Raw genomic sequence first — 19,114 nt, 5'->3', positions numbered from 1 at the left:
TTTTTAAAAATAAATAAGGATTTTGCTATACAATTCCGGAGATCATCGCACCAAAACCGTAATCCTGTTTTTTATCAGTCAAACCGTATGCATGAAGTCTAAACTCCGTTTGAGGGTCAGCTTCTCTAGTGGCTTGTGCCATTGGCTTCAATAATGTTTGAACCGATTCGATATGATGTACCGTGTTTGGAGCATAGTAAAAAATAGAAGCATTTCTATCAGTTCCAACGGCAGCAGCGCCGTCGGCTTTTAAAGTTCCGGCCGCAATGTATTTCACGTTTTGGTTATTTTCGAAAAATTTCATTTGGAAAAATCTTTGAATAGCACCGGTTACAGGATCGATAACTACATCTCTGTAATTACTTGTTGAAGCTCTGTCTTCAATTAAATCTCCTCTGTGTTCAGCACATAATATTGTGAACATTTGGGCTTTGTCTGTCAGATTCAAACCATCAATTTGAAGATACCATCTTACTAAATCGGCGTAAAGCATTTTTTTACGACCGGTACCATCATCAGGACCTGTAGTTCTGATAACAGGAGTTTGCGCAGTATTAGCATTTGGTGCTAATTTTTGCATTGCATAATCACGAACACCTATTTGAAAAGACTCCCTGTGTAATCTTCTCAATTCTGATTCTTTATCAAAAGCCATAGCTCTTAATTCAGCATCAGTTACTACGGTTAAACCAGTATCTAACTTATCCCAAGTAACAAGTGTTTTCTTGGTGTCAACAACAACAGGTTCAAAAGCTGTAGTTTTGTTCACGTGAAAAGGGATTGTATTGATCAGTTTATTAAACTTTATACCATCCTTATCGATTGCAGCTTTATTAGGAGCTTTAAGCGTTCCGATAAAATCATCTTTGAAGTTTCTAAACTCCTCTAGTAATTGTGGCTCCACATATTGTGCTAACCACGTTCCATCAACTAATGCTGGCATAATTAATTAAATTTTGCGTTAAACAATTTTTCGAAATCTTTTGGAGCTTCATCTTCCATTTTGGACAATCCTTTTGGATCTTCTGTTTGCCATTTATCAAATGACCAATCCCCACGACCTTTTAACAGATCATGTTTACCAGTTTCGATATTGTGTGCATCACGATTCAATAAATCGTTTACATCTGGTTTACCTACCATTTTAGAAACTGCTCTTGCAGCAAAATCATAATTGGCCTCAGCATCTTTTAACCACTGGTCTTTTTCAGAAGCTAGTATTTTTCCATCCTCAACAGCCTTGTCAATTAAGACTTTGGCGTTCGTTGTTTGAAAGCCTTTCAAACTGGCCTCAGCCGTTTCACAACGATTAGCCTTCGCAAATACATCTTTCAATGCTTTTTCAAAATCTTCATCTTCGCTACTAGCTGTAAGCGTGTGTACAATACTTGCAGCTGCAAGCATAGAGATAATTCTGTTTTTCATCTTTTCGTTAATTTGATTTTTAATTTCGTTTGGAATTTCGCCTTCGTAGGCTGCAAAAATTTCTTCAGCTGATTTGTTTTTCATGTCTGTTGCTTGAAATACTCTGTTTTTAGATGGAGTAATTATTTCATCGCAAATTTTCATTGTAAGACATTGATCAGAATCGACCCATGTGTCGTTGTTTGGTTTCATCCAATCCAGGATAACACTTTCTTCAGCTTGAGTTCGTTCTTTGTAGATTTCAACTAATCGGTTTTCGGCTTGAGTCAATTGCGCTGCGGTAGATTGCATTGCAGATTTATCACCATGACATCCCGCGCTGGGAGCATGCATCATAAAGAAGGCGTTTTGTGTCATTTGGATTACATCGCCACCTAATGCAATTATCGAAGCCATACTAGCTGCCATCCCTTCAACTATGACAGTAATATTAGAATCAGACGAACGCATAAGGTCATAAATAGCTAAACCTTCATAAACAGAACCGCCACCAGAATGAATACGAACCGTAACATCTTTATAGGATGTTAGAATTTTTTGGAATGAATTACGGAAGCCTTTATAATCCACATCCTCATATTTCCCTATGTAACCATAGATTAATATTTCAGATGCTGAGTCCGATTGGTTCTTAACTTCAAATCTAAATTTTTCGCTTTCTTTTGACATTTCCTTCACTTTGAGATGACAAAGATTAAGCGACATCGTGAGGTTTAAAAATTGACTATATAGGCACTAAAGATTTTTATTTAGTCCCTAAAGATTTTCGTTTAGTCCCTCATCACTGAAATTTTACAATACAGTTATATGATGAACCTTTGCTATTGAAATTAACAAATAACAGTAGTAGAATGGCACCAAAAAAGGGACTTACGAATGATGACAAAAAAGGGATTGCTTTAGAACTGTATCTGGAAACCGATAAAAGTCAAAAGGAAATTGCCCTAATTGTTGGTACCACAGAAAAAACACTTGGGAACTGGAAACAAGCCGGTGATTGGGAACTCTTGAAACATGCTCAAACCATTACTGTAAAAAACATTGTCACCAATTTATACAACAAGGCCTACGAATTATCTATCGCTGATAAGGTCGATGCCGATAAATTGGTAAAACTGGCCAACACAATCGAAAAGCTTCAGAACAAAAAAGTAACCATTGCACACATCATAAATGTATTCAAGGACTTTACCACTTTTGCTTTTGGGGAAAACGCTGAACTGGCTAAACAAATTAATGTGCTGCAAAAAAAGTATGTTGAATCTAAAGTAGGAGGTCAATAATGGCAGCGCAAAACATTACCAAAAGAGACTATGATGAATGGTTAGAGTTTTGTCGACAAGTACAAAATTCAACAGCTGTCAATTTAGTTGAAACCCCTGCTGAACAAAAGTTTCGTATTACCAATGCAAAGCGAGATTACAACTTCTTTGTGAAAAACTATTTTCCAACTTATGCTGATGCTGATTGTGCTGAATTTCACATCAAGTTTGCGGAAGCCTGTTTAAAAGATCCTAACTTTTTTGGGATTGCTGAGTGGCCACGTGAACATGCAAAAAGCGTTCACATTACCATCATTATTCCAATGTGGCTTATTGTCCACAAACAATTGACAGGAATGATATTGATGGGTAAAAATGAGAATGATGCCTGTAACTTATTGGCAGACGTTCAAAGTCAGTTGCAGTTTAATGAATTGTTTGCACATGATTTTGGACAACAGTACAATTTTGGTTCCTGGCAAGAAGGTGACTTTACCACTAAAGATGGGATTCGATTTTTAGCAGTTGGGCGTGACCAGTCACCCCGTGGAGCCCGTAAAGGTGAAAAGCGTCCTAATTATGGAGTAATTGATGATATCGATGATGACGAAATTGTGCACAACCAAAAGCGTGTAAAAAAGATTGTCAACAGAATACTTGGAGCTTTCTATTTTGCCTTGTCCATTAAAGGTGCTCGTGTTTGTGTGGGTGGGAATAGAATTCACTCACAATCTATTTTAGCACACTTGGTTGGAGACACTAGACCAGGAGCGAAAAAGAGAGAAGGAATATTTCATTCCAAAGTATTGGCATTATATAACATTGTCAAAAATGCACTAGGCGAAATTGTAAGCGCTGATGTTGCTTGGGATGAACGGTACAGTCTGGAGGAGATTGTGCGTAAGATGAAAAAGGCGGGTCCGGTTCTGGCAATGCAAGAGTTTTTCCATGAGACCGAAGTTGAAGGATCTATTTTTAAAAATCAGTATTTCAAGTTCAACAAATTACCACACTTAAAACAGATGGTAGTGTTGATAGGATATTTTGACCCGTCGTTTGAAAATAACGTAACCTCCGATTTTAAAGCAGTTTCTATTTGGGGTTTGAAAGATGAAAAGCGATTTTGCTACAAACGATATACCAGAAGGTCTGAGCTTGAAGATGTATACCAATGGATGATTAATGTAGAGAAAAAACTTCCTGCAGGCGTAGCCATTATATGGTATATAGAAAAACAGTTTTCTACAAAACTAGTAAGGCAAGCATTAGCGAGAGTTCGAAAAAAGAACAATAACTATCCGCTACATATTAGTGAAGATGACCGAACAAAACCCGGTAAATATACTCGTATGGTCCGTATGGAACCAGAGTACGCCTCAGGAAATGTATTCTATAATATTGATGAAGAAAACGACCCGGACATGGTGACCGGCAACATGCAAGTAAAAGGAATTGAACCTGGTTATAGAAGTGCCGATGATGCACCTGATGCCGATGAGGGAGCGTGGTTTTATTTAGATCAACACATGAGCTTTACACCTGAAAATATAAGAGGAAGTGTAAAAATGGGTAAACAACAGATTAACGAAAATAAAAAATACTAATGGCTAGATTCTTAAACGACAACGATTATAAAAAGCAAATCAGGGAATGGATAAAAAACGTCATCAATTACAATGATGCAACCGTTCAGGAAGATTGTGAGTTAGCAGCTCAAGCTGAAATGGAAACCTACTTGAATGCGAGATATGACATAGCAGCTATTTTCAGTACTGCACAAGAAGCAAGTGCTAGAAATCGGCTAATCGTGCTGTATCTAGTAGACATCACCTTGTATCACATGTTTTCGAATATTTCACCGGACATGATACCAGTGCTGAGAGAAACAAGATACAAGGCAGCTATTAGTTGGTGCAAAGATGTAGCCAAAGGAACGCTCTCACCAATATTGCCCGAAAAGGTTATAACTCCAGAAACCGTTCAAGCTTTTGCTCACGGTGGAAATAATAAGTACAACAACAAAGATTCCCGATTTTAATTTAAACACTATTTAAATGGCATTTAATCGTAAAGATATAGGCAACGCTTTTAAGTCTGTTTTTGCAAGTACAGAAACAAAAGAACGCGAACAAGCAGTACAAAAATTAGTAAGCGCAATCAAAAACCAACGCTCATTATACCGTAAAGAGATTGTAGACTGGAAAAATGCAAGAGCTGCTGCATTACAACCTGAGAACCCAAGAAGAAAACAGTTGATTGATTTGTATGAAGATATTTTGGGAGATGCTTTCATTTTTGGTATTACCGATACTCGAAAATTGCGTGTATCAAACAAGGCATTTTCAATTACAAACGCTGCGGGTGAAGTTGATGACGAAAAGACAAAGTTACTTCAGAAAAGTTGGTTCAATGAATTTGTAAAAACTTCTGTTGAAACAATTTATTTTGGATATTCCTTAATGTACCCAAAACAGTTAGACAAAAATGGTCTAATCAAAAAAATGGCTTTGGTGTATCGTGACCACATTGTCCCTGAAACAACTGAACTTTTAAAAAACAGTTTTGACACTACTGGTGTAAATTTCACCGAAGCACCTTATAACAGATGGACGGTTTGGATTAATCATGATCAGTTTTTAGGGTTATTAGATAAAGCAGCGCCGCTATGGATATTCAAAAAACACTCATGGCAAAACTGGGATGAATTTGAAGAAATGTTTGGAATTCCTATGCGTACAGCAAAAGTGGCTTCGACAGATCCAAGAGTTCAGGCGGAGGTCGACAAATGGCTTCAAGATTTTGGAAGCTCTAATTTTGCACGTTTCCCTGAAGGAGTGGAATTTGAAATTAAAGAGTCTAATTCCCGTGACAGCTTCAATGTATTTAACGAAAAGCGTAAAGCATGTAATGAAGAGTTAGCCACTTTGTTTGATGGTAATAGTGAGGGTTCTAAAGATTCTGGATCCAGAGCAAAATCAGAGACAATTATCGATAGTACTCAGGCATTGATTGCTCTTGATGATGAAACCCGTGTACGCTTTATTGTTCAGGATGAATTGTTACCGTTTTTAATCAACATGGGCTATCCATTTGCTGAGGATGATCAGTTTATATGGAATGAAAATAAGAAGCTTACACCGCAAGAAAGATTAAATATTTTCAAAGGTGTTCATGATTTGGGGTACAAAGTTAAAAAAGAACAAATTGAGACTGAACTTGATGTGGAACTGGAAGAGGAGGAAATTGTAGAACCGCCAGAACCGGTACCGGGGAAAGTTCCAAAAATGGAAAACCCACCAGCTCCACCAAAAAAGCCACAAGCTAGAGCAAATTTTAAAAAGCCTCACGCTCATTCCGGTAGTTGCGAGTGTGGGGCGGATGACTGCTACAGAAGGATTGATTTTACATTGTTGAATGCTTTATCAGATGATGAAGAGGCTTTTTTGAAACAATATTTTGAAAACCCTGATTCCATTAAATGGAGTTACAAGGAATTCAAAGCATCGCATGGTAAATTATTGGAAGGTTTACGTGAAGGATTCAACGGTGTTGATGCAGACTTTGAAAGCGAAGACCATGTAATGATGCAATTGTTTCAATCTAATGTGCATCGCTTTGGAGTTGATAAGACTTTTAAGGAGATAATGGACTTGAATGAAATTTTGAAAACGTCAAAAGATTATTCTGAATTCAGACAACGTGCCAAAGCTTTGTTTCCAAATTATAGAGAGAATTGGTTACGCACTGAATATGACCAAGCATACACCGCTTCAAGATTTGGTGCACGATATATCCAAATGATGAAAGATATTGCTATCGCTCCCTTTTGGCGTTTGGTGGCTATTTTAGACGGTAGAACTACAAAAATATGTGATTCATTGCACAACCGGGTGTTTAGTAAACTGGATGCAAAAGCGTGGCAATTCCTGCCACCCAATCATTGGAAATGTAGATCTGATGCTGAGGATGTTCTTGCAGGTTATACCGGTACAATAAGCACTTTTGACGATGCAGTTGCTGGCGACCCTGACGGATATGATAGAATGGTGAAAACTGGTTTTGCCGTCAATTGGGGCGATTCTAAGCAAGTGTTTGGTGCCACGCAAAGCTATTTACATAATGCAGGAGTTGAGCCGTTAGATGTGCAAACATTAACTTTCAAAGATTACGGACTGGTACCACAATCTGAAATGAATGAACTGCAGGAATTGTTAGAACTTCCTTTACTGTTTAGCAGTTTAATGGACCGTTCCGGACTTGCTAAATTTATGGATGTTTTCGAGCTACCGGTTTGGATGGAAAAAGTATTGTTTGAAAGTACTGAAGCTAAGATTAGAAATAATATTAAAGACATCATGACCAATCCGTCTGAAGTGTTTTGGCATACGGAAGGCGATGTAAATTATAAAACGTTTTTGAAATTTTACAAAAAAGAAACGCTTCAAGTAATTACAAGTTTTACCGACAAAGAAATTGCAAAAATCATAAAAGTCGGCACGGTTGATAATGTTGATCAGTTGCGTAAAGGGTTATTGTTATACACGCCAAAAGAACACATTGCAACCCGATTGGCACAATATGAAAGCTTCAGCAAAGAGTACAAACGAATTAGTTTTAATGGTGAAAATGGAGGCTTTATTGTAACGCATAATCTTCATAATGCCAGTGAACTTGGAAACAATTTATTGACATCAAAAGTTTTATCTGATATGGGAAAAGCCATTGAGTTACTTCCTACTGGAGAATTGAAAACAGCCGATGCATTAATCAATAGTGTTGAATTTGAATTTAAGTTACTGACTAATTATAGCAACCTATTCAACAGGGTAAAAGCTGAAATCAAAAGAGCATTAACCCAGTCACCAAACGTTTTATTGCACATAAATAATGATCATAATATTGATGATATTATTAGAGGTGTTCACGCTGGAATTAGTAACGATACAAAAGGGAAAGCAAAATTTATTGGAATTGTTTTCAATGATAAAAGATTCTTTCTTTTCTCAAGAAAGCAAATTCAAACGAAGGAGTTTGTTCGCATTTTGAAGCAATAAAAAAAGGAACTTACATAAAGTAAATTCCTCTTTTTTTGGCGGTCTTCCTTAGATGACCAATGCAAATATATAAAATAATTACAATAATCGCACCAAACACATAATTTATGACAACTGGAGGATTACAATACGCAATGTCGATTATCGACAAAAACTTTGGCGTCGGTATTGGAAAAGCTAAAAAGGAAACGGAAGGCTTAGACAAAGCGACCAACAAAGCAAATACTGATGTCAAAAAATTAGGTGATGATGGTCAGAAATCAATGACTGGTTTAGGTGACTCCGTTAAAAAAGTAGGTGGCGCAATGGCGGGTATTTTTGCCATTAATAAACTGATTGATTTTGGTGGACACATAGCTGAAGTAACGGATAAAGCCGAAAAATTAACCACGCAATTTGGTTTAAACTTTGGAAGTGCCGGTGCTAAAAATCTCGAAATGGTAGACAAGCGTGCCAAAGATTTAAACCTGAGTGTCGAAAGCAACCGAACGGGCTTTATTGCGATGAGTACCGCTATGAACGGTACAAAAATTCAAGGTAAAAACTTGACCGATATTTTTGATGGCGTGGCCGTGGCTTCCTCAGTCATGAAACTTTCTGGTAAAGACAATGAGGCTATGCTTGAGAGTTTTGGAACCGTTGCAAAAAAGCGTCTGGTTGACTTTGCAGGATTCCAAAGCGAGTTTGGTTCTAAGATACCCGGCGCGTTAAAAATAGCGGCAGACTCGATGGGAGTGACTGAAAACAAACTAAAACAAATGATGGAAAAAGGGGAAGTGTCTGCTGATAATTTCCTCCCAAAGTTTGCGAATCAAATCAAATCCACTTTTCAAGAAGGACTACCTGCAGCTGCAAATTCGATGCAAGCAGCTATGAATAAAAAAGAAAATGCACTGACTGGATTTTGGGAAAAAGCGAGTTCGTTATTTGGTCCAGGTGTTGCAGAACTGATAGGTGCAGGTGCGGGTTTTATAGACTGGTTTGGTGATTTTATGGTAACACTTGAACCGGTAGGCGTGGCAATTTGGGGAATCATACTTGCAGTACAACCGCTTTGGGATTCGCTGGGTGGATTGGTTGGCCAGTTTGGAACTCTTGAAGGTACAACAGGTGGACTAACAACTGTATTAAATGGAGCTGCCTTTATTGTCGAAGCCCTTGCGGGAGGAATTGGATTCTTTATTGATATTATTGCACCACTAGCGCCTTATCTCGTTGGTTTGGTTGGCGTGGTTTGGGCTTTAAACTTTGCTATGGCTGCTAACCCGACAATGGCTGTAATTATTGCTATAATAGCCTTGATAGGCGTTATAAAAATGGCCTATGAAAAAGTAGGATGGTTCCGTGGTTCCATCATGGCAGCATGGGAAGCAATCAAAGGTTTTGCAGGAGCTATTAAAGATTATGTGATTAATAGATTCAAAGATATGTTAACCGGTATTACTGGAATTGGTAAAGCAATCCTATTGTTTTTTCAAGGCGACTGGAAAGGAGCTTTTGAAGCCGGGAAGAAAGCTACAGGCGATTTAATGGGAGTTGACAGTAAAATGAAACTGATTAAGGACCTTAAAGAGACTGGTATAAATGCAGGTAAAGCATACCATAAAGGAGTTGGTGAAGCTGCTGCAAACAACCTAAAAGAGAAAACAGCCAAAGAAGCGCAGCCAAAACTAGACGCTAATGGTAAATTCTTTGACAATTATGCTGCCAAAACAAAAAGCGATGGTAGCATTATTCCTGGTGCAGATGATAAGAAAAAGAAAAGCCTTTCCGGATCCGGTAGTGATACCAAACATGTGACTTTTAACATTCAAAGTTTTGTGAAAGAAATGACGATTCAAACGAATGCATTGGGCTCAGCACCATCTGATATTAAACGTGAGATGCAAAAGATATTCAATGAAATAATTGCAGATTTAGAAGTACGAGTAAATGCCTAGTGTAAATAATAATGCCAAAAAGTTTGACATACTGAAGCAAAAGTATGAAGTCTTTAGGAACAAGGTTCCTGATATGGTTGCGATTCAGGCGGTTAATTTCTTTAAACGAAACTTCGAGCTTCAGGGGTTTGTAGACAATGGTGTGGAGAAATGGAAAACACTAAGTAATCCCGCTGACCGGTCCCGTCAGATCTTACGCAAAAGAGGAACTTTGAAAAATGCGATAAAGAAAATTAAAGCCGAACGGAACAAAGTAGTTGTTGGAGTTCCTGCTGATGTAAAGTATGCAGCACTTCAAAACTATGGCGGTCAGGTTCCCATAACGCCAAAGATGCGCCGGTACTTTTGGGCAATGTACAAACAAACTGGTCAGGAGTATTACAAAGGATTAGCCTTGACAAAAAAGCAGCATCTTGATATTCCTGCCCGTAAGTTCATTGGTGACTCAGCGGCATTAGTTAAGAATATAGATCGAATGATTGTAAAAGAATTGAATTTAGCATTGAAACTATGAGTGTAAAAAAACATACCCAAAAAGAAATTGGAGCGTTCTTAAAAGAGAATATCGAAACTCTAGCTTTTGTAGATAAATACAGAGGACAGTTAGACACGCCCGGAATATTTACATTTCCCAGACCTGCTGTTTTTATTAGCTTTGGTAGGTTTGAATGGGAATCAATGGTGAATGGTTCTCAGCGTGGTGAAGGACTCATAAAGTTTAGAGTTGTAACGGAAAACTATGCCGATAGTTATGAAGGATCAGTTAACCAGGATCTGGCATTAGACTTTTTTGAATTCAATGAAAAAGTACATGAAGCGTTGCAAGGATTGAGCGGTACCTACTTTTCAAACTTGGAAAGAAAAACGGATGAAGATGATGAGGACCACGGAAATCTGATTGTTACTGTTATGGAATACCAAACCACTTTGATTGATAATAGTGCGAATGAAACTAAAAACTATGTTCTTGTAGATCCTGCACTAAATATTGAGTATAAAAACAAACAGGAGTTTCCGGGTGCTACGCCTGAAACTCCTGTTTTTGTTATTTCAATGGATTAATTTAGATCCTATCTTTTGCGGTTACAACTGTAATTTTTGCGGTGTTAGCATCAGGGAAGCTTAATGTGGCAACATCTGAAAGGAAACGTGTAGAAACCACTTCGCCAACCTTAACATCATTAAAGTTAAGATCTGTAGACCAATAGTTAATATAGAATTTTATGATCGATTGCACATCGCCATAAATTTCAACTTTAGTTATCATTGGTAACGTATATTGAGGTATTTTTTTTGAAGCTAATTTTACATAAACAAAAGATTGCTTTTCCTTACCTGATATTATTTGTTTTTCAAAACGGTAACTTACTGAATTTTCAGTACGCTTAGAAAATTTAAAACCACTAGAAGAATAACCAATATCATTAAAAAAGTTTTCCATATCAGTATGATTTAAACCATACTCAACATTAGTCAAAAGTGTCTCATAATCGTTTCCTGCAGCTGCAGAAATATCAACATCTTTATAAGATGTTTGAGCCTGTAGACCAAAAGAGAATAAAAGTAATACCAGTATTTTTTTCATGTTATTTTGTTTTATAAAAACCAGTTTGAGAGACAATAAGCCATATTGTATCTTCTGTAAGTGGGAGGAATTCATCCGCTAATTGTTGCAGCGTATAGTTAGTGGCCCATTTCTTTTTAGAAGTAAAAAAAGTGAAACGCTCACGAATGCGTTCATTTCTTTTTTCAAGGCGTGCTTGTTTGGTTAATTTAGTTTGCGACATACTGATTGAAGGGTATATGCAAATATATAGAAATTATTTATACTATAAAACCTAACAATTTTAGTGCCGATAATTAATATCTTAAGTCCGTCCAGTGTATAATTTTTCCTTTGAAATCTTCATTGAAGTAAGCAAAGAAATCTTCAATCGTATCAAAGCCGTCGTTTTGGGCGAGTTGTAACATTCCGGCAGTACTTTTACCTAACTTAAAATCGGCATCAGTATAAAACAATACGTTGTCAATGGCAACGGCCGAAAATAATCCTTTATAAAAAATCTCCACTTTTTGAACGCTAACCACTGGCAGAATCGGAGCAAACCGAAACATGTTTTTTTGACGGCAATTGATAAAGAAATCAATTTTTGTTCTGGGTTTCCAACGATCGTTTTTGTCTTCCCTGATGGTGTGAAGTTTTGGGTTTGTCATTCGTTCATGTTCATCTGGTAAATAATCCCAATGTTTGCCACATTGCTTCTCGTGAGCGTTTAAATAGGCGATGTATTGTACATCATCTTTAACAGTTCTTAGTAGGCCCTCCCAAATCTTCTCTATAAAATAGGTAGGCTTTCCGTTTAATTGTGTACTAAATGGTAGTATCATAATTTAATTTTTTAAGTGAATTCGTAATGTTCGTTAATTTCTTTAATCACAGTTTTAAAAGGAAAACCATCGCTTGGAATATCTTTAATCATTTGAATTAGAAATTCTGAACTTGTCCATGTAACCATTAAAGCATCATTAACCTGTATCTGTAAATCCAATCTTGATCCCTCGTATTTAGATGGTACTATTTTATGTTTTAATACAATTATTTCTGTGTTTAGTAATTTTGACATCTTTTTTTTATCTCCGACAAAAGTTTCGGATTTTGCTTTTATTCCGAAGTCTTTAAAGTTTTTCATTGGGTAGTAATTTTTTTAATAAATGTTTTGTGTCTGCGTGTTTTGCCCAGCCATTATATGCTGCTATTGTGGCTTTGTTTTTTGTTTTGGATACTGCTTTAGCAAATCGTTTTTTAATTGATTTTCGGAGCAATGTGTGCGTGTGGTAAAACTTATATCCTACAAAATCAATCCCACGAGCTTCAACCGGGAATACTTGATAATTTCCTTTTACTTGAAGTTTTAAATTGTCATTTAAATACTGTTTAATGGCTTCTAAAATTTCGTGTAAATGGGGTTTGTTGTTGGATAGAATTACAATGTCATCAGCATACCTGAAGTAATATTTTATTTCTTTTTGTTCTTTGATCCAATGGTCAAAATAAGTGAGGTAGAAGTTAGCGAAATACTGGCTTAAATAGTTGCCAATTGGCAAGCCGTCGGCACTGTCTATAATTTCATCCAGTAACCAAAGTAAGTCATTGTCCTTGAACTTTTTTCGAAGTAACGCTTTTAGTATATCGTGATCCACATTAGGGTAGAACTTCACAATGTCCAACTTCAAACAGTACTTTGTATTCTCCTGGTCCTGCAATGCTGTTTTGATATTATTGGCCGCTGCATGTATTCCTTTTCCTTTTATACAGGCATAACTGTCATTGGTAAAAACCTTTACAAATATTGGTTCTAAAATATTCATTACAGCGTGATGGGTGATTCGGTCAGGGAAATAAGGAAGGCGAAAAACAAGCCTTTCTTTTGGTTCAAAAACGGTGAAGGTTGTGTATTCTGAGGTTTTATAATCTTTATTTAAAAGCATTTCATGAAGATTCAAAATGTAAGTTTCTGGATCTTTGTCAAAAATTTTTACGCCGTATTGATTGGCTTTACCCTTTCGGGCTTTTGCTTCAGCAATCCTTAGATTGTCAATCGATGTAATTTGACTGTATATATTATTGAGTCGTTTCATTTCTTTGCTTTGATTGGCTCGCTTTCGATTGCTCTACTAACGAACCTATTAAGAATGTGATTTTTTGCCGTGTTGGCAAGGTCTGTGGTGTTTAATATTTTAAGCTCAGGTGCGAGCTGACATTCGAATTCGTGTTCCAGTTATCGTAGTCGTTGTACGAAAAACTGCCACCTGAAGGAGAACTACAGCAACGACACCACACAACCTTAATTATTTATGCTTTTACAAAATAGCTTTTGTACAGGTCTTCAAATTGCTTCCCTACGTATTTGGCTTGTTCTCTGGTCTCAAAGCAAAGGCGCGAGCCGACAATCGAAGTCGAGTGCCAGATATCGCAGACGGTGTACGAAAAACCGCCACCCGAAGGAGAACCCATCTCGAACCAAGGATAATATTTATACTGATCCCAGTTATTCCAGTCTGGTACCCAGTCGCCGTTTATGGCTTTGGCGATGATTATCAATTTAGCGTGATCTATCATTGCCTGTCTGTCCGATTCAGGAAACAATGAAAAATCTGGAATAATAGTAGGCTCTACATTAATAGCCTTGCAAGCGTCTTCGAATGTTTTAATTTCTGTGTACATTTTTTGTTGTTTTAAACTGTTAAAAAATCTTTGTAAATACTCTCAAATAATTGTCCGGCATGTTTTGCTAAATCAGCCGATTTAAAGCAAAGGCGCGAGCCGACACACGAACCCGTGTACCAGCGATCGCAGTCGCCGTACGAAACACTGCCACCCGAAGGAGAACCCATCTTGAACCAAGGATAGTATTTACCTTCATTTGAGTTTGTCCAGTCTGGTACCCAACCTTCATTGAATGCTTTTACTATTTCCTTAATCATTTTATAGGCCACTTCGTCGGGTTCGAGACCCTTACATGATTCTCTAAATTCCTCTTCCGTTTTCCCATTTTCTCTAATCACATCATTAAGATTTGTGATGCGTTCTTTAATGTCTTTTGGAATTTCAACCAAATTAATAGCTCCTGACGATTGGTCAACTGATTGAAATTTGAATCCTTGAGGCGGATTGATTTGCATTGTTTTACTCATTTTTATTGATTGTTTTTAATTGTTTAAATTCTTCTATCGGTTTTGCGTTTTGCTAAATCGGCTATAATGGGGTTAAAATTCTTTGTGGGTACCGCTTCTTGGTATTCATCGTTAAATCGTTCCTTATTTAACCAAGTTGCCAATAGAGCTTGTGCAATTTTAGATTGTGCTATCCTTTTTTTATATTTTGGTACTTGGATAAAACATTTAATCCTTTCGGCTTCCGTCAACTTGTCAAAGGACTTTTCGGCATCTTTTCGCGACTCCTTATAACCGTACATATTCCACAAAGCTTCAAAACTTAAATCGGCTACTGACTTTTCAATTACAAATACATTAGTGTATTTTTCATTTTTCATCCAGATGGTTTGAATAATGCTTTCGTTGGCAGGAAAATTGGCAGAAAACAACCATTTCATTTGTTCGTCGTTCAATTCCCCCTCAGAGATTTCAAACAGCTTTAAATTGCCGTTTAAATCGTATTTAAAGAGGAACACTAATCCTATTTCTTTTCCTTTGGCTCGGTAGGTAGTGAGTTGTTCCATAAATTATATATTGATATCATTTATATCTGAGAACACTTCGATATCGAGTACATACGCCATTTGCAACTCAGCACGTGCGCCTTTACTATCGTTATAATCTGGAAGCAATAGCAGTCCGTCACATTCTGCAAGAGCAGGAATACATTTCCTCATTGCATCATTCCATGTGGCTGTCCAATCATTTACAACTTCTAATGGATTAATGACTTCATAACCCCGTGCTTCTATTTGTTTTTGTGCTGTGCCAAATTTCATTGTACATTCTGCTATTAATTCTCCGGTAACTTTTCCAGCGATGTATATTTTTTTCATTTTAAAAGGTATTTAATGGGTTTGGTGTGGGTGAATGTTTTAGAAATATTTAGGGCTTCGTTACGCAGCCTTTTTTCCATATCAAAAATGCTTTCAGCTTTTGGGTCGGGTTTTTTTCGCTTTTTGTTGATGTACATTATGCTAATTGTTGGTTCAAATTATTTCCTATGAAGCGTAAAACGTTACGGTCATAATCATTCAAGGGATGTTCACTCATAAGTATTGTGAATTGTTCTAAATAATGTGCTTCGACAATTTCGAGCGTGAAACAATGCTTTTTGTCTCGTGTAAAAAGATTCCCGCCCTGTTGTACGTCTAATTGTTTTTTCTTGAATTTCAGGGCCACTTTGTCTATTACAGAACGAGCTACTTTTACGGCTCTATCCTTGGTTGGTGTTTTGGTTATTACACCAAAACTATAAACCAATGCATTGATCTGTTTTTCGGAGAGTTTTAGTTTTATTTTCATTGTCTTAATATTTTAGGCCTTACTAATTCACGTCCTATTTTTTCAATTTCATCTCCGCTATAAAAACACTTTAAGTCTAAATAATACGTGTGTGGAACCCAGCCTTCTTTGTTTATTTTATTTTTAACATATTCGGGGCAATCCTTGTAAGCGTCTGCAATTTGTTCTTCTCTTGTCATCTCAACATTCGGTTTTAGGTTTTTCTAATTCTTCGCTACATTCAGTGCAAACGAGTACTGTTGTTTCACAGGTGGCTATACTTTCTAGTACTTTTATTTCGGCGATGTCGTGAGGACAAACTACCTTGATACTATATTTTTCCATCTGCAAAGTCTTTTGAAAAGCTCGCTTTGGCGTGACACCATTTTGAGCACTGGTTAACATCCTTACAATCGCATTTTGGGAGTTTGGGATTATCCGGCTCATGCTCTTCAAAATTTAAGTGAATGCCTGCAAACAAACCAAATAGATAACTTATCACGCCAACAATGATTACTACTGCTATTACTAATATTCCAATTATTATATATATCATTTTACTTAAATTTATGTTCTACAATTCCGCCTAATGCGACTATTATTTTTGATACTTCTTTTGGTGTCATATCCTGTAAAGGCTTTTTGACTGGGGACTTTGATGATTTTAAAAAAGTACTAAATGCGCCATCCATATCAGCTACCGTTCCCCATCTTTCACTTGGTTTAGTCCATTGTCTTGTGCGACACAATGCCATGATATACTTGTGCTGCTGGTTATTAAGGTCAAACACGCCCCAGTTTTCATTGTGAGTTGGTGTTGGGGAATTGTAATTGTCTATGGCACTTCCAGTGCCTGAGTAAACAATTGGTTTCTTAGTTGCTGTCATTTTCTAAGTCTATTTTTTTTAGTCCTTGTTCTAGTCCTTTCTGGAAGCTTTCCAGGTGAATCACCTCTAAATAATTTTGAGCCGTAATCATTGCATTCATATTCTCTGAAAATGTAGGATTAGGACCTAGCTTAAATATTTCCATTATTTCATCCAGTGCTTTTACTTTGTTGAATTCTGCCATATTGTTGTTGTTGTTTTAGTTGCTGTCTGTTTTTTTAGCTTCAGGGTGAAACATAAAATCCTTTCTTAATTTAACTGTTGATTGAATTTTTATTTCAAAATTCATAGTTTCAGTTGCAACCCATTCCTTTAAGTTTTCAACGGCCCTTTTTTCGGCTAAACTTGGCGTGTCGTCAAATACTATTCCTTGAATAAAACTAGATTTAAACCCCTTTTCAGTTGGGATTATCTTTAATTTTACGTGATATGCGTTTTGTTTTACATTTCCCATTTGTTGCTGTTTTAAATTTGCTCCCGAGGCGGGCTTCGATCCCGCGACCAGCCACTTAAGGCACTCTACCAACTGAGTTACTCGGGAAACCGAATTAACTAACCAGTGTAAGTTGATTTCGTATGCTTTTTTACGTCTCTATTTTCAATTATCAATTGCTTATAATTCATAAATGCCATGTTTTCCTTTGTACTTAATTCAACATTACAAGTCCAGTTTTCATTAACATCTTTGTAGATTGTTTTGCCATTGATGGTATAAACTTCGTGGTCAGTGATTGGGATTATTGTTACGGGCATTGATGTGCTGTTTATAAGTGGTTTTTATTTTGAAATGAAGCCATTCATAATACAATTGTAAAGGCTTTAGGTTCGTTAGGATAAGCACGATAACTAATAGAATTATCGTGCTTATGTAAGGATTACTGGATTGCATTAAACAGAAAAGCTAAAACTGATTTTCTTTCTTTGCCCGGCTTCATTAGTCACATAATTCCAACCTCGAACATATTGCGTAGTTCTAGTGAATATTTGCGCTTTCTCAATGATTTCAATTCCTTCATCAAAGCCTTCATCATTATATTCGGCTCTTAATTCTTTGAGCTGCAAAACAACGTTAGGCTTCAACATTCCTGTTTTACCGTTTGGCTTAAGCAATAAGTTAAGACTGGAGGAAAGTTTTTTTGCATTTGCATTATCTAAAGCCAGAGTTGCTAAATATTCTTTTATCTTATTTATACCAGCTGGCTCAGTTCCATCAAAACTAATAGTAACATTATATCCTATTGTAATACTTTGCGAACCATCAGCGAGAGTACTGGTATAGCTGTTTTGATCGCTGTCTCCATACAATTCCTTACGAATGGCTAGTGTTGGATTAAAGTCCTCAAAAACGCTTAAAATCACCTTTTCATTTACACTGTGTAAATCAGTGAGAGCGTTGATATTTCGCCCTACAAATTCGGCTGCAAGTTCTTTGAAGGCTACATAATTACCTTTCTTTTTTTCTTTATCAGCCTTGATGCTTTCTTTGGCTTCAATCAAAAGTTGTTTTCTTTGTTCTGGGGTTAAATCCCCTAATGCTACTACTGTTGGTGTTTCTGTGTTCATTTTGATTTTTATTGAATTAATTATTAATGTCCTATTTGTTTACTGATTTCGGGAGTAAAGCCTCCTAACTCCACGAAAAGGCGTTTTTGAAAAGCGTTACCGGTTGGTAAGTCACTCCTGAAATATATTTCAGTTCCGGGTGGTGCAAACCTCCAATACTTGCACATCGTATAGCGGTCTAACGTTTCTATTTCGGCAAGAGCTTTGTCGATTTCTTCTTGAGTGAATTGTTCCATGATTAATATTTTTTCAAGTGTTCTAAATATTCGCTTCTCCCATTGTAGATATAATTGGCTTGCTTCATAAGGTGAATACTCCATGTTATTTTATCCTCCAACCTATCAGGAACTTGATACATTCTAACATCTTCTCTAGGCATTTCACCAAACAAGTAGTTGACAAAATCCTCAAGTGCAGCTCGCTCTTGATTGATGGCGATACGCTCACCAATCGAGAACATTTTACGGTTGTGGTATAATTGCTGTTTAGAGCAATATTGTAACACCATATAAAGCAGTTCTAATCGCTCGTTGATCTCTGTTAAATCGTAATTGTATAATGCCATAGGTTAATTTAAATTGATGATTGAAAACTCTATCTGATATCCTGGTACTTTTGAGGTTTTAGGTTTTATCTCTCGATGTTTAGCATTTTTCAAAAGAGACAGAGGGAACTTTGAAAACAGTTTATAAATACATTTGATGTATAATTTGTTCTTGTCATCTTGTGAAACACCCTTATACTCCAGTAGTAGCATTGCACATTCCTTTTCCTCTTTTCGTAATTCGGTCAAAAACCAATTATTGACACTTCGATTAGCTAGCACTTGTTGCAATTCCCTTGAGTTTATGGTTACGCTTTCACACCAGAACATCCATAAGGCAAACATGAAAGAGTCAACTTCCGGCGCCTGATTGAACAATTGTTCTAGAGTTTCAATTTTTGATTGTTTTGTGATTGTTGTTTTCATTTTGCTGTTGTTT

The 19,114-nt window shown here is 36.7% G+C and carries 29 protein-coding genes and 1 tRNA gene; 7 read left to right on the top strand and 23 right to left on the bottom strand.

Annotation, left to right across the window (positions count from 1 at the left end; translation table 11 throughout):
- Positions 1-25: 25 nt before the first annotated feature.
- A complete protein-coding gene (locus tag QLS65_RS05780; protein WP_282715877.1) occupies positions 26-943 on the bottom strand; it encodes a hypothetical protein in 918 nt (305 codons plus the stop codon).
- A gap of 2 nt (positions 944-945) precedes the next feature.
- On the bottom strand, positions 946-2,094 hold the full coding sequence (locus QLS65_RS05775; RefSeq protein WP_282715875.1) for a head maturation protease, ClpP-related: 1,149 nt from the start codon (positions 2,092-2,094) through the stop codon (positions 946-948).
- A gap of 182 nt (positions 2,095-2,276) precedes the next feature.
- Between QLS65_RS05775 and QLS65_RS05770 the strand changes: the two genes are divergently transcribed.
- The 7 genes from QLS65_RS05770 (at position 2,277) to QLS65_RS05740 (ending at position 10,743) form a co-directional block, all read left to right on the top strand.
- Complete coding sequence (locus QLS65_RS05770; RefSeq protein ID WP_282715873.1) at positions 2,277-2,708, top strand: hypothetical protein; 432 nt, start codon at positions 2,277-2,279, stop codon at positions 2,706-2,708.
- Positions 2,708-4,291 carry a hypothetical protein gene (locus QLS65_RS05765; protein ID WP_282715871.1) on the top strand — a complete coding sequence of 528 codons (1,584 nt, stop codon included), beginning with the start codon at positions 2,708-2,710 and terminating at the stop codon, positions 4,289-4,291. The genes QLS65_RS05770 and QLS65_RS05765 overlap by 1 nt, the downstream gene beginning before the upstream one ends.
- Positions 4,291-4,725: a phage protein Gp36 family protein gene (locus QLS65_RS05760; protein ID WP_282715869.1), complete on the top strand. Its 435-nt coding sequence runs from the start codon at positions 4,291-4,293 to the stop codon at positions 4,723-4,725. Before QLS65_RS05765 ends, QLS65_RS05760 begins: the two co-directional genes overlap by 1 nt.
- Before the next feature lie 16 nt (positions 4,726-4,741).
- Positions 4,742-7,741: a phage portal protein family protein gene (locus QLS65_RS05755; RefSeq protein WP_282715867.1), complete on the top strand. Its 3,000-nt coding sequence runs from the start codon at positions 4,742-4,744 to the stop codon at positions 7,739-7,741.
- Positions 7,742-7,848: 107 nt separating this feature from the next.
- Complete coding sequence (locus QLS65_RS05750; protein ID WP_282715865.1) at positions 7,849-9,681, top strand: tape measure protein; 1,833 nt, start codon at positions 7,849-7,851, stop codon at positions 9,679-9,681.
- Complete coding sequence (locus QLS65_RS05745; RefSeq protein ID WP_282715863.1) at positions 9,674-10,195, top strand: phage virion morphogenesis family protein; 522 nt, start codon at positions 9,674-9,676, stop codon at positions 10,193-10,195. Before QLS65_RS05750 ends, QLS65_RS05745 begins: the two co-directional genes overlap by 8 nt.
- Positions 10,192-10,743 (top strand): hypothetical protein, encoded by a 552-nt coding sequence (locus QLS65_RS05740; RefSeq protein ID WP_282715861.1) that lies wholly within the window; start codon positions 10,192-10,194, stop codon positions 10,741-10,743. Before QLS65_RS05745 ends, QLS65_RS05740 begins: the two co-directional genes overlap by 4 nt.
- 1 nt (position 10,744) lies before the next feature.
- Here the strand turns inward: QLS65_RS05740 and QLS65_RS05735 are convergent, their stop codons facing one another.
- The 21 genes from QLS65_RS05735 to QLS65_RS05635 all read right to left on the bottom strand — a co-directional run bounded on the left by QLS65_RS05735 (position 10,745) and on the right by QLS65_RS05635 (position 19,101).
- Positions 10,745-11,266 carry a hypothetical protein gene (locus QLS65_RS05735; RefSeq protein ID WP_282715859.1) on the bottom strand — a complete coding sequence of 174 codons (522 nt, stop codon included), beginning with the start codon at positions 11,264-11,266 and terminating at the stop codon, positions 10,745-10,747.
- Between the two features lies 1 nt (position 11,267).
- A complete protein-coding gene (locus QLS65_RS05730) occupies positions 11,268-11,468 on the bottom strand; it encodes a hypothetical protein (RefSeq protein WP_282715858.1) in 201 nt (66 codons plus the stop codon).
- A gap of 73 nt (positions 11,469-11,541) precedes the next feature.
- The gene (locus tag QLS65_RS05725) at positions 11,542-12,069 is read right to left on the bottom strand and encodes a hypothetical protein (RefSeq protein WP_282715856.1); all 528 of its coding nucleotides are present in this window, start codon (positions 12,067-12,069) and stop codon (positions 11,542-11,544) included.
- Between the two features lie 11 nt (positions 12,070-12,080).
- Positions 12,081-12,305, bottom strand: a complete 225-nt coding sequence (locus QLS65_RS05720; protein WP_282715854.1) for a hypothetical protein — start codon at positions 12,303-12,305, stop codon at positions 12,081-12,083.
- Between the two features lie 52 nt (positions 12,306-12,357).
- Entirely contained in the window at positions 12,358-13,320 is a 963-nt protein-coding gene (locus QLS65_RS05715; protein ID WP_282715852.1) for an RNA-directed DNA polymerase, read from the bottom strand.
- 214 nt (positions 13,321-13,534) lie between these two features.
- Complete coding sequence (locus QLS65_RS05710) at positions 13,535-13,906, bottom strand: hypothetical protein (RefSeq protein ID WP_282715850.1); 372 nt, start codon at positions 13,904-13,906, stop codon at positions 13,535-13,537.
- Positions 13,907-13,917: 11 nt separating this feature from the next.
- On the bottom strand, positions 13,918-14,376 hold the full coding sequence (locus QLS65_RS05705) for a hypothetical protein (protein WP_282715848.1): 459 nt from the start codon (positions 14,374-14,376) through the stop codon (positions 13,918-13,920).
- 23 nt (positions 14,377-14,399) lie between these two features.
- On the bottom strand, positions 14,400-14,921 hold the full coding sequence (locus tag QLS65_RS05700) for a hypothetical protein (protein WP_282715846.1): 522 nt from the start codon (positions 14,919-14,921) through the stop codon (positions 14,400-14,402).
- 3 nt (positions 14,922-14,924) lie between these two features.
- A complete protein-coding gene (locus QLS65_RS05695) occupies positions 14,925-15,233 on the bottom strand; it encodes a DUF4406 domain-containing protein (RefSeq protein ID WP_282715845.1) in 309 nt (102 codons plus the stop codon).
- A 136-nt stretch (positions 15,234-15,369) separates the two neighbouring features.
- Complete coding sequence (locus QLS65_RS05690) at positions 15,370-15,702, bottom strand: hypothetical protein (RefSeq protein ID WP_282715844.1); 333 nt, start codon at positions 15,700-15,702, stop codon at positions 15,370-15,372.
- Positions 15,699-15,881: a hypothetical protein gene (locus tag QLS65_RS05685; protein ID WP_282715842.1), complete on the bottom strand. Its 183-nt coding sequence runs from the start codon at positions 15,879-15,881 to the stop codon at positions 15,699-15,701. The genes QLS65_RS05690 and QLS65_RS05685 overlap by 4 nt, the downstream gene beginning before the upstream one ends.
- A gap of 1 nt (position 15,882) precedes the next feature.
- On the bottom strand, positions 15,883-16,128 hold the full coding sequence (locus QLS65_RS05680; protein WP_282715841.1) for a hypothetical protein: 246 nt from the start codon (positions 16,126-16,128) through the stop codon (positions 15,883-15,885).
- A 110-nt stretch (positions 16,129-16,238) separates the two neighbouring features.
- A complete protein-coding gene (locus QLS65_RS05675; protein WP_282715839.1) occupies positions 16,239-16,568 on the bottom strand; it encodes a hypothetical protein in 330 nt (109 codons plus the stop codon).
- Entirely contained in the window at positions 16,555-16,752 is a 198-nt protein-coding gene (locus QLS65_RS05670) for a hypothetical protein (protein ID WP_282715838.1), read from the bottom strand. The genes QLS65_RS05675 and QLS65_RS05670 overlap by 14 nt, the downstream gene beginning before the upstream one ends.
- Positions 16,753-16,767: 15 nt before the next feature.
- The gene (locus QLS65_RS05665) at positions 16,768-17,022 is read right to left on the bottom strand and encodes a hypothetical protein (RefSeq protein WP_282715836.1); all 255 of its coding nucleotides are present in this window, start codon (positions 17,020-17,022) and stop codon (positions 16,768-16,770) included.
- A 20-nt stretch (positions 17,023-17,042) separates the two neighbouring features.
- Positions 17,043-17,109: transfer RNA gene (locus QLS65_RS05660), tRNA-OTHER, on the bottom strand.
- An 11-nt stretch (positions 17,110-17,120) separates the two neighbouring features.
- Positions 17,121-17,321, bottom strand: a complete 201-nt coding sequence (locus QLS65_RS05655) for a hypothetical protein (RefSeq protein ID WP_282715834.1) — start codon at positions 17,319-17,321, stop codon at positions 17,121-17,123.
- 135 nt (positions 17,322-17,456) lie between these two features.
- The gene (locus tag QLS65_RS05650) at positions 17,457-18,131 is read right to left on the bottom strand and encodes a hypothetical protein (RefSeq protein ID WP_282715832.1); all 675 of its coding nucleotides are present in this window, start codon (positions 18,129-18,131) and stop codon (positions 17,457-17,459) included.
- Positions 18,132-18,154: 23 nt separating this feature from the next.
- Entirely contained in the window at positions 18,155-18,367 is a 213-nt protein-coding gene (locus tag QLS65_RS05645) for a hypothetical protein (RefSeq protein ID WP_282715831.1), read from the bottom strand.
- 2 nt (positions 18,368-18,369) lie between these two features.
- The gene (locus QLS65_RS05640; protein ID WP_282715829.1) at positions 18,370-18,591 is read right to left on the bottom strand and encodes a hypothetical protein; all 222 of its coding nucleotides are present in this window, start codon (positions 18,589-18,591) and stop codon (positions 18,370-18,372) included.
- A gap of 108 nt (positions 18,592-18,699) precedes the next feature.
- The gene (locus tag QLS65_RS05635; protein WP_282715827.1) at positions 18,700-19,101 is read right to left on the bottom strand and encodes a hypothetical protein; all 402 of its coding nucleotides are present in this window, start codon (positions 19,099-19,101) and stop codon (positions 18,700-18,702) included.
- Positions 19,102-19,114 lie beyond the last annotated feature (13 nt).

The sequence above is a fragment of the Flavobacterium algoritolerans genome, assembly GCF_030010385.1.
GTDB classification, from domain to species: Bacteria; Bacteroidota; Bacteroidia; order Flavobacteriales; family Flavobacteriaceae; genus Flavobacterium; species Flavobacterium algoritolerans.
Note: the sequence above shows the minus strand (reverse complement) of the source record. Positions and strands in the feature narration are given on the sequence as shown.